Annotated in this window: 9 protein-coding genes; 5 read left to right on the top strand and 4 right to left on the bottom strand. The window is 53.5% G+C overall.

Annotated features, from left to right (window positions below; all coding sequences use genetic code 11):
* Nucleotides 1–28: 28 nt before the first annotated feature.
* Nucleotides 29–748, bottom strand: a complete 720-nt coding sequence (locus P2W70_RS17515; protein WP_276482797.1) for a pirin family protein — start codon at nt 746–748, stop codon at nt 29–31.
* A 237-nt stretch (nt 749–985) separates the two neighbouring features.
* On the opposite strand from P2W70_RS17515, the gene P2W70_RS17510 reads away from it, so the two are divergent.
* Genes P2W70_RS17510 through P2W70_RS17495 form a run of 4 tightly spaced genes read left to right on the top strand, consistent with a single transcriptional unit; the run spans nt 986 to nt 7,420 of the window.
* Nucleotides 986–4,078, top strand: coding sequence for a SusC/RagA family TonB-linked outer membrane protein (locus tag P2W70_RS17510; RefSeq protein WP_276482796.1), 3,093 nt, complete (start codon nt 986–988; stop codon nt 4,076–4,078).
* Between the two features lie 12 nt (nt 4,079–4,090).
* Nucleotides 4,091–5,950, top strand: coding sequence for a RagB/SusD family nutrient uptake outer membrane protein (locus P2W70_RS17505; RefSeq protein WP_276482795.1), 1,860 nt, complete (start codon nt 4,091–4,093; stop codon nt 5,948–5,950).
* A 43-nt stretch (nt 5,951–5,993) separates the two neighbouring features.
* Nucleotides 5,994–6,401 (top strand): hypothetical protein, encoded by a 408-nt coding sequence (locus P2W70_RS17500; RefSeq protein ID WP_276482794.1) that lies wholly within the window; start codon nt 5,994–5,996, stop codon nt 6,399–6,401.
* Between the two features lie 29 nt (nt 6,402–6,430).
* Nucleotides 6,431–7,420: a DUF4466 family protein gene (locus P2W70_RS17495; RefSeq protein ID WP_276482793.1), complete on the top strand. Its 990-nt coding sequence runs from the start codon at nt 6,431–6,433 to the stop codon at nt 7,418–7,420.
* Between the two features lie 243 nt (nt 7,421–7,663).
* Here P2W70_RS17495 and P2W70_RS17490 read toward each other — a convergent pair whose 3' ends face one another.
* From P2W70_RS17490 to P2W70_RS17480, 3 genes are read right to left on the bottom strand one after another with little or no spacing between them, the layout of a single operon-like run.
* Nucleotides 7,664–9,826, bottom strand: coding sequence for a polysaccharide lyase family 8 super-sandwich domain-containing protein (locus P2W70_RS17490; protein ID WP_276482792.1), 2,163 nt, complete (start codon nt 9,824–9,826; stop codon nt 7,664–7,666).
* Nucleotides 9,827–9,839: 13 nt separating this feature from the next.
* Nucleotides 9,840–11,210 (bottom strand): BNR-4 repeat-containing protein, encoded by a 1,371-nt coding sequence (locus P2W70_RS17485; protein ID WP_276482791.1) that lies wholly within the window; start codon nt 11,208–11,210, stop codon nt 9,840–9,842.
* 3 nt (nt 11,211–11,213) lie between these two features.
* Nucleotides 11,214–13,103, bottom strand: a complete 1,890-nt coding sequence (locus tag P2W70_RS17480) for a heparinase II/III domain-containing protein (RefSeq protein WP_276482790.1) — start codon at nt 13,101–13,103, stop codon at nt 11,214–11,216.
* A gap of 348 nt (nt 13,104–13,451) precedes the next feature.
* Here P2W70_RS17480 and P2W70_RS17475 point away from each other — a divergent pair, with 348 nt between their 5' ends.
* A complete protein-coding gene (locus P2W70_RS17475; RefSeq protein WP_276482789.1) occupies nt 13,452–14,483 on the top strand; it encodes a LacI family DNA-binding transcriptional regulator in 1,032 nt (343 codons plus the stop codon).
* The last annotated feature ends 71 nt before the right edge of the window (nt 14,484–14,554 follow it).

Below are 14,554 nucleotides of genomic sequence, written 5' to 3'. Positions count from 1 at the left end.
AATATGACAGGTTCGGGTGTCAGTCTGTCTATGGTTGCATGGGTACTTCAATGAGCAGCAACCGGGCCTTGTCGCTTTCGGCTATGATGTTCACAGATGCAGCGCCTTCGATGGCGAGGGCATCTCTTTGATCCAACCGGTGCCCATCGATGGTGAAGCTGCCGTCAATCACGAACGCATACACGCCATGACCTGGCTCGTTCACGGTATATGTTTCCTGCCGGCCTGCATCGAACACCCCCAGGTTGAACCAGGCATCCTGGTGAATGGAGGTACCTTCCTTATTGGGTGCCGGTGCGATAATCGGCAGGAAGCGGTTGTTCATTTTTGCCTGGTCAAGGGTAACCTGGTCGTATTGGGGCGTAATGTTCAACTCTTTCGGGAATACCCAGATCTGCAGGAAGCGGGCTTCTTCTTCGGCGTTGTGGTTGTATTCGCTGTGGAATACCCCGGTGCCGGTGCTCATCACCTGTACTTCGCCCTCACCCACCACTTTGGTGTTGCCCAGGTTGTCTCTGTGCTCGAGTGCCCCACTCAGCGGAATGCTGATGATCTCCATATTGTCGTGCGGGTGTATGCCGAAGCCTTTGCCGCCGGCCACGATATCATCGTTCAATACCCGCAGCGCACCAAAGTTGATCCGGTCCGGGTTGTAATAACCGGCAAAGCTGAAACTCTGGAAGCTGGTGAGCCATCCATGATCTGCTTTGCCTCGGGTATCTGCTTTATGTGTTATATAAGTACTCATGTTATTGTTTTTATGTTTTTTGTCCTATTGCCACACAAAGATCGATCATCGGGCAGGGTGTAGCCATTAATCTGGTTTAAGAAATGGCCTTAATGTAGATTAATCCCCACAGGCCCTGCATTTACGAAAACGTATTCGAAAACGTTTCAGTAAATAAATTGCTGTTTTCTGAAAACGATTCCAGCTTTTTTTACCAAGTTTGATTTAGCTATATTCTAACATATAAACTGATTGCTTATGCCACAGACTCTCCACCTGCGGACCAAGATTCCCTTGTCCGTCATTCAGCTATTTTGTTTCCTACTATTACTACCGCTTTTTTCATCAGCACAACTGAAAACGATTTCAGGAACCGTCAAAGACGAAACAGGCGCTGCGTTGCCCGATATTTCCGTGTCGGTAAAAGGCGGCTCAGCGGGTACTAAAACGGACGACAAAGGGGCTTTTACCATCAGTGCCGCTATGGGCGCAGAGCTACTCTTTTCTTCTGCCACGCATGAACCGTTCAGCCTGAAAGTCGACGAGCGCAGCGAGTATTCCATCGCGCTCAAGCTCAAGGTGTCGGCCATGAGCGATGTGGTGGTAGTGGGGTATGGTCGTCAGAAAAAGGTCAACCTGGTAGGTGCCGTGTCTACCGTTACGGTTGATGAAAAGCTGACCAGCCGTGCCGTACCGAATGTATCTTCCGGCCTTAGTGGCCTGGTGCCGGGCCTGCAGGCCACCCAGTCTACCGGTATGGCGGGTCGTAACGGTGCCTCGCTGCTGATCCGTGGTCTCGGTACGGTCAACAACAGCAGTCCCCTCATCGTAGTGGATGGTATGCCGGATGTCGACATCAACCGCGTCAACGTGAACGACATCGAGACGGTGTCGATCCTGAAGGATGCAACCTCTGCTTCGGTGTATGGTTCGCGCGCCTCCAATGGCGTTATCCTCATCACGACCAAATCTGGCAAAGGGGCCAAGAAGACGAACATTACTTTCAACAGCAATATGGCGCTTAATAAGCCTGTCAAGGCTTATTCCTTCATGGCCGACTATCCGCGCGCCCTGCAGCTGCAACGGCAACGTACGGCGGTGAATACGACGCCCAATAACCAGCTGTTCAAATTGGGTACCATCGACCAGTGGATGGCGATGGGCATGATCGATCCGCTGCGTTATCCCAATACCGATTGGTGGGATGTCATCACGCGGGATGGTGCTTTTCAGAACTATAACCTGTCTGCTACGGGCGGTAGCGACAAATCGAACTTCTTTGCGTCTGTTGGCCTGCGCGATGAGCAGGGCCTGCAGATCAACAACGACTACAAGCAATACAATGCGCGCTTCAATTTCGATTACAAGGTCAAGAACAATATGAATACCGGGATCAAGTTCAATGGCAACTGGTCCAATTTCACGTATGCGCTGGAAGAAGGGTTCACCGATTCCGATCCGGCCAATACCGCGGGCTTCGATATGCAGTATGCCATTGCCGGTATCACGCCGTATGACCCGGTATCGGGCCGTTATGGTGGTGTGATGGCTTATGGTGAAGATCCCCAGGCGTACAACCCCTATACGGTGTACCAGAATACCCTGACCCGGCAGAACCGCCAAGAGATGAACGCGATGATGTACTGGGACTGGACGCCCTTCAAAGGCCTTACGGGTACCATCGACTACTCCCTGAATTACTACAACCAGTTCAACTGGCAGGCCAATATGCCCAACCAGGCTTTCAACTTCCAAACGAATGCCAATGGTACCCGGGTGTATGTAGGGCCCAATGCGCCGATCGTCAACAACACCTATACTGGTTACAAGACGATGCTGAACGGCCGCCTGAACTACAATACCAAGATCGGCGCCAACCATGATATCAGCGCGCTCTTTGTATACAGTGAAGAGTTTTGGTATGATCGTTTCCAGGGCTCTTCCCGTAATGACCGGTTGAATCCGCAGCTGCACGAGATCGATGCGGCACTGACCACGCTGGTGGGTACGGGCGGTAACTCGAACCGGGAAGGCCTGCGCTCTTATATCGGCCGTCTGAACTATACCGCTTATGGCAAATACCTGCTGGAAGGTAACTTCCGCGTGGATGGTTCTTCCAAGTTTCTGCCGGGCAGCCAGTATGGTTTCTTCCCTTCCGTTGCCCTGGGCTGGCGTTTCTCGGAAGAGGATTTTGTGAACAAGTTTGCCGGTAGCTGGCTGAGCAATGGTAAGCTGCGTATGTCGTATGGTACGTTGGGTAACAACAGTGGTGTTGGTCGTTATGAGCAACAATCTACGCTGGGCGCCAACCACTATATCATCAACGGCGAGGTACAACGTGGGCTGGTCAACAACAAACTGCTCAACCCCAATCTTACCTGGGAAGAGACTGCGGTGCTGAACTTCGGTATCGAGCTCGGTTTCCTCGACAGCCGCCTGACTGCGGAGATCGATTACTACGACCGTCTCACTACGGGCATGAACCGTCCTTCTGAACTGTCGATCCTGCTGGATGGTGCTTACAATGCACCCCGCACCAATATCGGCAGCCTGCGCAACCGTGGTATCGAGGGTACATTATCCTGGCGCGATAAGGCAGGTGGTATCAGTTATGGCCTTAGCCTGAACGCTTCTTACAACCGTACCAACCTGGAGAAATGGAACGAGTTCCTGACCCGGGGCTGGGTATTCCTGGATATGCCTTACCACTTCCTCTATACCTATGAGGACATCGGTATTGCACAGACCTGGCAGGATATCTACAATGCCACACCGCAAGGTGCTGCTCCTGGTGATATCCTCCGCAAGGACCTCAACGGCGACGGCCGTATCGATGGTAACGATATGAAGGCGGATGACAAGACACAGCGCGACCGGCCTACTACTTTCGCAGCGTTGAATGGCTATGTGTCGTGGAAAGGATTTGACGTGAGTTTCCTGTTGCAGGCAGCCGCCGGTCGCAAAGACTATTGGCTGAATGCTTTCAACAATACCAACTTCAGTGCTTCCCGGTATGCAGCCACCTGGGATCACTGGACCAATCCCTGGTCGATCGACAACCGTGGTGGTGCGTGGCCCCGCCTGGGCGGCAGTGGTAACAACCGCGCTGAAACAACTTTCTGGCTGGATAACCTCAACTACATGCGCCTGAAGAACGTGCAGGTGGGTTATTCGGTACCGGGTAGTCTGTTGCGCCGGGTGCATCTCAACAGCCTGCGCATTGCCGGTTCGGCCGAGAACATTGCTACGGTTACCAATTTCCGTGGTCTCGATCCGGAGAAGGGTGGTAACGCCAACAACATGTACCCGCTTGTAAAATCCTATGCCCTGTCTGTTCAACTGGGTTTCTAAAATTGCTGCAATATGAAAAAGACAATCTATCCCGTTATTTATACCGCTTTATTGATCCTTTCGGGCACGGTGCTACTGAGTTCCTGCCGGAAGGACCTGCTGGAGCAGCAACCCACTACCGAGGTGCTGCAGACCGAATTCTGGAAAACAGAAAGCGACGCTACAGTGGCCCTGTTGGGCGCGTATGCGTCTACGCGGCCCTGCTTTGATCGCGACTATTACTACGATGGTCAGGCCGAATACACCCGTGTACGGGGTACCAGCACCACCAGTGGTAACCTGCGCCTGGGTGATGCTTACAACGGCGGCAGCTTTGGTCCTTCGGGCTATGGCGGCGCCTTTGACAAAATGTACCGTTACCTGTTTGGAGCGGTGAATCGTGCCAATTATGTGATCGACAACATCAACATCATGATCGCTTCCAATGTCGGCAACCGCGGCAACCTGGAGGTCTTGATCGGCGAAGCCAAGGCGTTGCGGGCACTGGCCTATTTTCGTCTGATCTCCATGTGGGGCGATGTGCCTTATTTCACCAAGATGCAAAGCTCGGTGGCTACAGAGGCCAACAAAGAAATGCTAAGCCAGGCGAGAGTGCCCATTGGTCAGGTGCGTGATTCCATCCTGCTCGACCTGCAGTATGCGATCGACAAACTGCCGGTGAAAGCGCCTTCACTGGGACGCCTTGCCAAACCTGCGGTGATTGCCCTGCGTGGTAAAGTAAACCTGTTCTGGGCTTCGTGGAAAAAGAATGGCTGGCCCGAACTGGAAGGCTTCACCCAGGATGTGTCGGCAGCAAATGCGGCGTATGCTGCTGCCGCGGTCGATTTCAAGTCTGTGATCAATGATTTTGGATTGGGCCTTTATATGGGCGGCGATCCTGGTTATATTGGTCAGTTGGGAACGGCAGATACTTTGCCCAACTATTACCACCTGTTTACGCCCAAGGCGAACGGCAACCCGGAGATGCTCTTTGTATTTACCCATGGTGGTAATGCCACCAACCAGGGCGAAGAGCTGATGCGTGATTTTGCCGGTCGTTCGCACGAAGGTTCTCAGTGCTGGGTATCTCCCCGCTATGAGATTGCCGATCGTTATCAGTCGCTGACGACAGGCGACTTTGCTACCAAGCTGGTGGGCATGAACCCTACCAAGGTGGCCAATGCCCGTACGGCGGCCAATTCGGCGGTCAACCCGCAGTCTTATGCGAACCGTGACTACCGGATGAAGTCGACCATTCAGTGGGATTATGAAACGAGCATTGGTATGATTTCCCTGCAATCGACCGGCTGGTGCCCATTCATCTACCAAACCTGGGCTGCACCGGTAACGATCAATGGTGTCAACTACCTCACGTATAATACAGACGGTGTAAACTCGGGTTATGTGTTCCGCAAGTTTGTGCGCAACTATGCGGGCCAGGGCCGTAGTGATGGTGATTTTGCCTGGCCGGTGATCCGCCTGGCTGATGTATTCCTGATGTATGCAGAGGCTACCAATGAGACCAGCGGCCCGCAAGCCGATGCGATCGACCTGGTGAACCGTGTTCGCCGCCGGGGTAACCTGCCGGTGCTGACAGGTGCCATGACGGCCGATAAGGATGCGTTCTTCAAAGCCATCGAACAGGAGCGTATCGTAGAGTTGATCGGCGAAGGGCAGCGTGCTTTCGATCTGCGTCGCTGGAGAGCGATTGAAAGGGTGTGGGGCGGACCTGGTACAGCCGGTGTGTGGCGCAATGATACATGGGGCGATAACAAAGAGCGTTATTACCAGAATACAGCGGACAGGACCTACGAGCAGAACTATATCTTCCGTATACCTCCTTCCGAGCGCGACCTGAACCCCAATCTTACACAAAACAAGCCCTGGCGTTAAGGGTGGTGCTGAACCTTCTTGTACATTTTAAACAGTTGAACCAATGAAAAAGTATATCAATATTACCGGTGCCTTATTGCTGATTGCCTTTGCTATGGCGGCCTGCAAGAAAGATACACCGATCGATGAAGACGGTTTGCTGATCACTTCCCGCCAGGAATGTTTTGTCAGCAATTTCGAAATGCTGGGAACGGATTATGTGACGGTACGAACCAAGGCTGCCACGATCGATACGACGGCCCAGACCATCAATGTGACGGTGATGTTCGGAACCGATCTTAAGAACCTGTATCCACAGTTTACGTTGGCTCAGGACTGCAAGCTGGACCCGAAGATCACCGGCAGGACCGACTTCTCGGACCTGGCCAATCCCCGGGTGTACACCGTGGTATCGGGCAACCGGCAGATCAGGAAACCTTATAAGGTATTGATCACTGTACAGCCCCGTTAATCCATTTCCTCATTATTAAATCAGCTATCATGAAACTCATTTCCCGATATATACTTCCGCTGGCCCTGCTGGGTATGGTCTCTGCCGGTGTTACCAGTTGCGAGAAAAAGGATTATGCGCTGCCTACTGCCAAAGATGTGTTGCAAAACGATGCGATGAAGCGCACGCTGGGGCCCAGCATTGTAGGCGATACCGTTGAATTTGTATATGCGATGGGCATATTGCCCTCCAAAGGCAAACTGGTCTCTGCCGAAGTAGAAGCTTCTATTGAAGGGGCGGTTGGCACCAATATGGAGAACCGTTCTTATTACACCAACAGTTCGGGTGTAGATGTGGGCATCGAGATCGGTGGGCCTGCTACTACCAATAAGAATGTAACGACGGTTACGTTCAACAAGGATACTTCGGCGGCAGCGCTTCGTTACTACTATGTAGTGCCAGCTGCTGCGCGGGGTCAGCAAGTGACCTTTACTTTCCGCGGCAAGAGCAGCAATGGCGAATCGGTGTCGTACAAGCTGGGGCCTTATAAAGTGGCAAAGATGGATATGAAACGCCTGTTGACGGTGAATGATGGCACCAATATGTATATCTCCATCGAGGATATGGCGGTATACAATGCGGCCGGTGCTGCGGCGAATGCCAATAAGATCGACCTGGTGTATCTCTATCGTACGTACACCAGCACTTTCAAACATGCGTTGGTGGCGCCTGCGGCCGATCCTATGTATCTGCCCGATATTACCTTGCCGCCTGGGGTGAACAAGAATACGAAGATCCAGCGGGTGTTCAGTCTGCAGGATTATAACCTGGCCAGGTTGCAGTTTGGCATCTACATCGATGACCTGGACTTCGAGAAGCTCGACATCTCCAATGCCGTCAATTATGCCATCAACATGAAAGCAGAGGCGGGCATCTGGCTGAAGACGGCCGATAACAAGTACCTCGCGTATGTGTATTTTAATTCGGCCACCGATGGTACCAAGAGCGCTGTGATCAGTATGAAGCGCTACGCACTATAACCGGGTCTGCCGGGATTGCCTATTCCCTGTGAAGGATGCCAGGCAGCCCGGCGGCCAGGTTCTACTTCTGGCAGCAGTTAGTTATTTTATAGCTCCATCAAAAAAGAAAGCCCCGGTTGCGGGGCTTTCTGGTTTATAGGACGTGTCTGTTTGAATTGTAGGCGGCGGCTTGGATCGATCGCGCGTTGCGGATGTCGATGGTGCCTGGTGAATTGCACGATCGGGTCAAGCCTTTTCATTGACTTATTGTAGTCCCAGCTTCATCACCACGGTAGAGCCCGCCTGTTCGCCTTGCGGGAAGGCTATATCAAGCGAGGTGATTTTGCTGGGGCTGGTATGGTCCGTTTGGTGGGGTCCTGGTTTGCCATCGAATCCCGGATTGGCGGAGAGCTTCAGGCTGGCGAGCTTTTGTGTAGGATCGGATACCGACACCTGTTCCACCTTCTTGCCGTTCATCTTCAACAACAGGATGCAGGGCTTGTCGACGGACAAGGTCAATCCGTTGGGCAATTTGATGGCGCCTGCTTCGTAAAAGACGATGCCGGTTTGCTGCAGGCCGGTATGTTGTACGGCTTGCAAGGCAGGGGTATTGTCCAGTATCACTACTTCCTGTTTCTTACTGTACGCAGCAGCCTGCGCAGCATTGACATTAGGCAGGGTGATCCAGGCGTATGTAGCCGACTGTGGTTGTACGCCATGTTCGAACCAGAGGGTGAAGGTGTTCTTTTTCACCGGTTGGTCGGTTGCCCAGGATTGGTGGGTGATCTGCTTCCAGGAGCCAGTCGCTTCGTCGTTCTTCAGGTGCAGGGCTTTTACTGGCTGCGGGAAGATGTAGGCGATGCTGTCGTGCAATACCCAGGAGGTCGCCGGTAAGTCATGATTGCCATTTGGCAGCGGCTTGGTGCCGCTCTGCGTACCTACAGTTACGGTCCCGTGCAGGAGGCTTTGGTTGACGGTAGTGGCCACGGCCAATGCTGAATCGGTATGAATGCCTGCGCCTACGCAAACCACTTCTTTATCGAAGAAGAACCAGGCTTTGCGGGCGGTGAGGGGTTCGTGTACGCTTGCAAAATCAAAGGCTGCGACGCCGTAGCGGGCGTCGCTGGCGCCACCGGCAAACTCGGTCAGTCCTTTTTTTGCCAATTGTTTGAAGTGCGGGAAGCTTTCGCGCTGTATGGTGGTGACACCTGGCACTTTGCGCCAGTCCCAGACTGGAAATATATTGTCGTACTCTTTACCGGTGCGACTGATAAAGAACGAACCATCTCCATAGAAGTGATTCTTGATGCCTTCTTCGTTGTGAGGTTCCTCCATGTTGTTGGCGCGTGCCGAATGGAACCTGGCCGACGCATAATAGTTGGGCCGCTGGTGTGTGTAGTAATGTGAATACCAGAAGTAGCGATCACGCGTCAGGTCGGCTTTGAGTTTTCCTTCGCGGATGGCGATGATCTTCTGCAGTTCCGCTGAACGGTAATCGGAAGCCGCCAGCAGGTTGCGGGGCAGTTCAGCGCCTTCGGCATCGAGTGCATCGCGACGACTGATGTCCCGGTTCATGGCACCGGGATCGGGATAGGTAGCGTAGACGAGCGACTGGCAGATGCCGTCGAGGAAATAATCCGTTACCAGGTGCATCGCAGAATCGGAGAAGCTAAACCCAGCGCCGTTGATCTTGGCCGCCCAATAGGCAAATGACGAAGCATAGCTGCTGCCATAGGTGAGGGTGGAGATCACATTATCGGTACGGTGATGGAAACTCTTATCTGGTTTCATGCCGCGGCCGGTGCTGGTGTGCATGTCTGCCGCCATGGCGCGTAATGCTTTGTTGAGGGTGTCGGCATTGTTGAGAAACAGGCCTTGTTTGGCCAGCATACCGGCAATGGGCATGAGATCGCCACCCGGCCGCGCGCCAAAGGTTTCCATGTTGGCACGGTGGGCAATGGGGATGCCTCCTTCTTTTTGCTTTGGTGTAAGGTCGCTGTCCATGACGAGCAGGATATTGACCATGAGGTTGGGCGTACCCATCTCATTCCACCACCAGTTGTCGCAGCGGAAGTCGTTGGCGATCCAGCAGTCGAGGGCCGGGCCAAAGGCTTTCTTCACCCCTTCATTTTGATACAGCGGGCTGCCGGGCTTTTTATAGGCCCTGGCCAGTTCGAGCATGTTGTCGAGGTGTTGCCGGTGTTGAAAGCCGGTGCGGGATACGTCTTTGTAATCGATACCGGGCCAGGTGCCATCGGGTTGGATGGTGCTGACCAGTTTCTGCATAGCAGCCGTATTAACGGGCGGTGCCAGCAGGTCATCGACTACGCGTTTTTTGATGAGGGCGGTGTTTTGTGCCTGCGCAGCAAAGGCCCCTGCTGTGAATACTGCGGCCAGAGCATAGTGCGTTATTCGTTGTTGGTACATATGGATCGTAACGTTAATGAGTGATCAATTGGGGTTTCGCTGTTGGTGTAGTCATATCGTACGGCAGCATGAATACTTTTCCGCGATCGTTGGCAAAATACAATACAGAACGGGATAAGGTATCGGCATTGCCGTCGGCCCAGTAGGCATAGAAGTCCGACCGGGCATGCAAGGGACGACGGGCATAGGAATGGTTGCGTGTGCTGTTTTTCGTCAGCTCCCGGGTGGCTTTCCAGGTGACACCATTGTCTTTACTTTCCCACTGCACCATTTCACCGCCGGTACCCCAGGCTTGCGGGCCTTTGCCGGTGGGGCCGATGATGGTCCAGTGTTTGCCTTGCACATAGAGCGATCCCATATCGTAGTTGTGGGTGGAGGTGCATACTGTTTTAATGTCCCATTGGTTGTTCTTCCAGTGCATGGTGACCCATTCGCGGGGATCGCCGTTGGGGCCGGGCTTGAAATCGCGGCTGATGACGGCCAGTACGATGGGATTGCCTTCACGATCAAAGTTGAGGTCGTTGATGTATACCAGTTGTCCGGCTGCTTCATAATCTTTGATCAGGGCCAGGTTGGCTTTATCGGTCAGCGGGGTGGTGATGGGTTTGCCATCGATGGTGGTCCAGGTGGCGCCCATATCGGCCGATTGCAGCAGGTAGGCATTGGTGCGCTTGTCTACATTGCCTCCGGGGTGATAGTTGAAGACCGTATAGAGTTTACCGTTGTGCATATTGCTTACCTGGTAGTGGCCACCCATGCCGGCCAGTTTTTGATCGGGATGCCATTGCCGGCCGTCTTTGCTGGTGGACCAGTACAACTCTCTTCCATTCGTGTATTTGGTAAGGAGATGGATGAAGCCTTTGCCGGGCACATACCAGGGCTGCGGATAGGTGATCCCCGCTTCCGTTACTTTGTCGAAGTCGTCGATGCTGTACGGCGCTTTGCTTTTAAAGATAAGTCCCAGTCGGGAGGTGTTACGGCCGCTGACGAATACCCAGATGTATCCCTCCTCATCGATGGAGAGGGAGGCATTGTCATGCGGATCGTCGACGCCTTGTTTATCGTAGACGATCACGGGCTTGGGCACTACTTTGTTGGTGTGATCGTAATACGATAGCATGATGAGCAGGTGCCGGTCTGCGGGGCCGGTGGTTCCTCCATAGGTGAAAAAGGTTTTGTTGACGGCTTTGGCATAAATGGCCATGGGTACATGGCTGGCCGTATAGGTGCCTAATCCGCCGGAATATTTATCGCCGTAGGTAGAGAATTGCCCCAGTGTATACCAGATGCCTTTATAGCCATCGGCCCGGGGCAGTTGTGCCTGGGTACGGGTGTTGATCAACAAGAGGAGGATGGCGGTAACCATCGTTTGGTATCGGATCATGCGTTAGTCTTTTTTCCAACTGGTCAACGGACCCAGTTTTTTGGTTGCCGTCTTAATAGCCTTTGCAGGTTTCAGGCTAGTGACGATCGTTGCCTGTGTATTGGCTGGTATGGTTACCTCAAAGCCTGTGAGGATGGTGCCGGGGTTGGGGGCGTCATAGCTGTTGGGCGGGTCGGTAGACCAGGTCTTCATGGTCACTTTTCCGGGTGCGTTTACTTCGAGTTGTAGCTGCTTACCGTCTTTCGTAAGCAGGGCGGTGTTGCTGCCCGTGATCTGTACACTGGCTGGTGTCAATAAGGTAAACCGTATGGTAGCGGCTTCGTTGGTGGTGATCACTTCATCCTGTACCAATACATAGGCTTTGTCGACGATGGCGATGCCACGCTGGGCGCCTGCCAGCTGACCGGCATAGACGGTGCTGAGGTCGGTGGTTGCCTGCATAAATGCCGGGGAGGAAGACGCGGCAGTAATGGGTGCTGTGCCGGACAGGCGTTGGTGCTGGTTGTTGACGGCAAGGGTATTGTGTACGAGGTTGGTGAGGCGGAAGACGGTCCAGCGTTGGGCATCCTGGGTACGGCCAAAAAGCTGGATGCCTTTCGATTCCAGCGATTCGTAATCCTGCATACCAAAGTCCATGGCCCAGCGAACGCCGTCGGCTTCCATGACGAAGGAGCCGATATCCATGTGTGCGTGATTGACGGACGCGGAACCGCCTTTCATGGCGACGTAGATAGCATTGGAATCGGTCCACGAGGTACGCATCAACGCTACGGGTACTTTGCCATGACCCACCCACATGGTCTTATCTGGTGCGGGTGCTTTATCGATGTGTGTGCCGGCGCCCCAGATCATGATGGCGGGCAGGATGCGGTCGCGGGTATGCGAGGCCGGTGGGGTGGTTTGCAGGCGTTTTTTCTCTACCCAGAGCAGGCTGGGATCTTTGCGTTTGTTGGCAAACCAGAACATGGCGGGTTGCAGTCCGCCGCCGTTGCCGGCATCGGAATAGTTGAAGGGACGGCCAGAAGGACCGGTCATGTTTTCGAGGTAACCAGCGGTGCTCAGGAAGCCGGGTTTGTCGGACAGGCCGAAGCTGGTATTGAATAGTTTCTCGATGGCACTGTTGAAGAGTACGTTGAAGCTGGTGCCATATCCCCAATACCCATAGCCTTCTGGATAAGCGCCGTCGGGGGCATAGTCGGCCATGGGTTTGGCGATGCTTTCGATGGCGCGGTTGATGATCTGGCGTGAGAGGACGGGCTGGTCTTCAAAGATAGCGATGGCGCCGTAGGTCATACCGGCGTTACATACCTGGTTCCAGTTGTTCTCCACGCGCAGCCAGCTGTTGTATTTGTTGTCGAGCGAGGGTTCGATGCCTTTCTTGAGGATGGCCTCTCGGATGGTGGCGCGGGAGGCATCGGGTAACTGATCGTAGAGCCAGTCGTAGCCGATGGCCATGGCCATGCTCATCTCGGCCACGTCGAGGAAGTGGGAGGGGTTCCAGTCGGAGAAGCCGGCGATGGTGAGCATTTCTTTTTCGGCGCGGGTGGCATAGGCCTGGTTGCCGGTGAGGCGATAAGCGTATGACAGGTAGAAGAGGCGGCGAATGGCTTCCCGTGATTTATCGAGCAGGCGGCGGCCGATCTGTATGCGCTCCAGTGGTGGCAATGGAATGATCTCATCGGCCGCTTTGAGTAGTGCCTGGTGTAGCTGACTCCAGGTTTTGTCGCCGGCGACGATCTTTTTAATGCCTTCTTCTTCGCCCTTATACAGCAATAGCCGTGGGTGGGCCGGCAGTGATTGGAAGTCGCGGATATGGTCTGTCTGGGCAAAGGCTGGTACGGTTACCAACAAGGCCAGGCTAAGCAAGCCGGGCAGTAGTTTTTTGTTGAGCATATGGCAGTAAGGTTTCGCAATCAAGGATTTCACTTGGAAATTAGACATTCTCGCCCAAAGCAATCCTGCGCACGGTCGTTATATTTTTACGAAAACGTTTCAGTAAATAAATAGCCCTGTTCTGAAAACGATTCCAGCTTTTTTTACCAAGTTTGAAAAGGCTATTTGTAAACCATAAACGATTGCTTATGCTATTGACGCCTCCGTGTGCCAACAGCGACCTGCTTGTTGGTGCCCCAGCAAAAGCACTTCACGGAATACGCACAGCCTGATCAATCTGGAAACGATTTCAGCGCTTTTGAAGCATGGCCTTGTCCGGCGGCTTCTTACTGTGAATGCCTGCCATCTATGAAGAAAAAGAACCCTAAAAAGCAGTCCATACAACACATTGCAGCGGCCCTGCAATTGTCTCCTGCTACGATCTCCCGCGTCCTCAACAATCACCCGCATGTACATGAAGCCACGCGCAGCAAAGTGATGACGATGGTAGAGCAGGTGGGGTATAAGCGCAATGTGATGGCATCGGGGTTGCGGACCAATAAAACGCATACGATCGGTCTGATCGTACCGCGTATTTCCATGTTTGTGCATACGGAGATCATCACCGCCATACAGAATGGCTTGCATGCGCATGGGTATAACCTGATCATCTGTCAATCGAACGATTCCCTGGCGATCGAGCAGGACCTGGCGCAGACCTTGTATGCCTCGCGGGTGGATGCGGTGATCGTGGCTTGTACCTTGTTTACTTCCGACTTCAGTCATTTCGATGTGCTGACGGATAACGATATTCCCGTGTTGTTTTACGACCGGGTGCCAGTGAAGCCTTATCCGGCCTGTATCATCAAGGGCGATGATTTTCGCGGGGCTTACCTGGCCACGGCGCATTTGGTTGAGCTGGGTAGCCGGCGTATCGCTTATATCTCGGGCCCGATGAGTTGCAATATTTACATCGACCGGTATGCGGGATTCGAGCAGGCTATGCGGCAGCATAGGGTAGACATCGACCCGGATAGGATCTTTTACCATGAGTTGACCGTTGATAATGCGCGTAAGGCGTTGCACCGGTTGTTTGCCCGCCGGCCTTACCCGGATGCGGTGTTGTGCGCCAATGATCTTACGGCGTTGACGGTATTGACCTTTGCAAAAGAGAAGGGAATCTCCATACCACAGGAGCTGCGGATCGTGGGGTATAGCAATGATCCGCGTTCATCGATCGTGACGCCTTCTATTACCACGGTGGAGCAGTTTCCCGGGCGTATTGGACAGGTGATCGTGAGTGAGGTATTGAAACTACTGAAGCATGGCCGTGAGGGGCTGTTGCAGGAAATGGCGCCGATCGTGACGCCGGTGGAGTTGATCAGGCGGATGAGTACGTGAGGCAAGGCATAAAGGCAACGGAAGAAAGGCAACAAGGCACAGAGGCACCTAGGCAACGGAGGAAAGGCAAT

Origin of the sequence: Paraflavitalea pollutisoli (assembly GCF_029360705.1) — a bacterium.
Lineage (GTDB): Bacteria > Bacteroidota > Bacteroidia > Chitinophagales > Chitinophagaceae > Paraflavitalea > Paraflavitalea pollutisoli.
The sequence above is the reverse complement of the archived record's forward strand: the minus strand, read 5'-3'. Positions and strand labels throughout refer to the sequence as shown.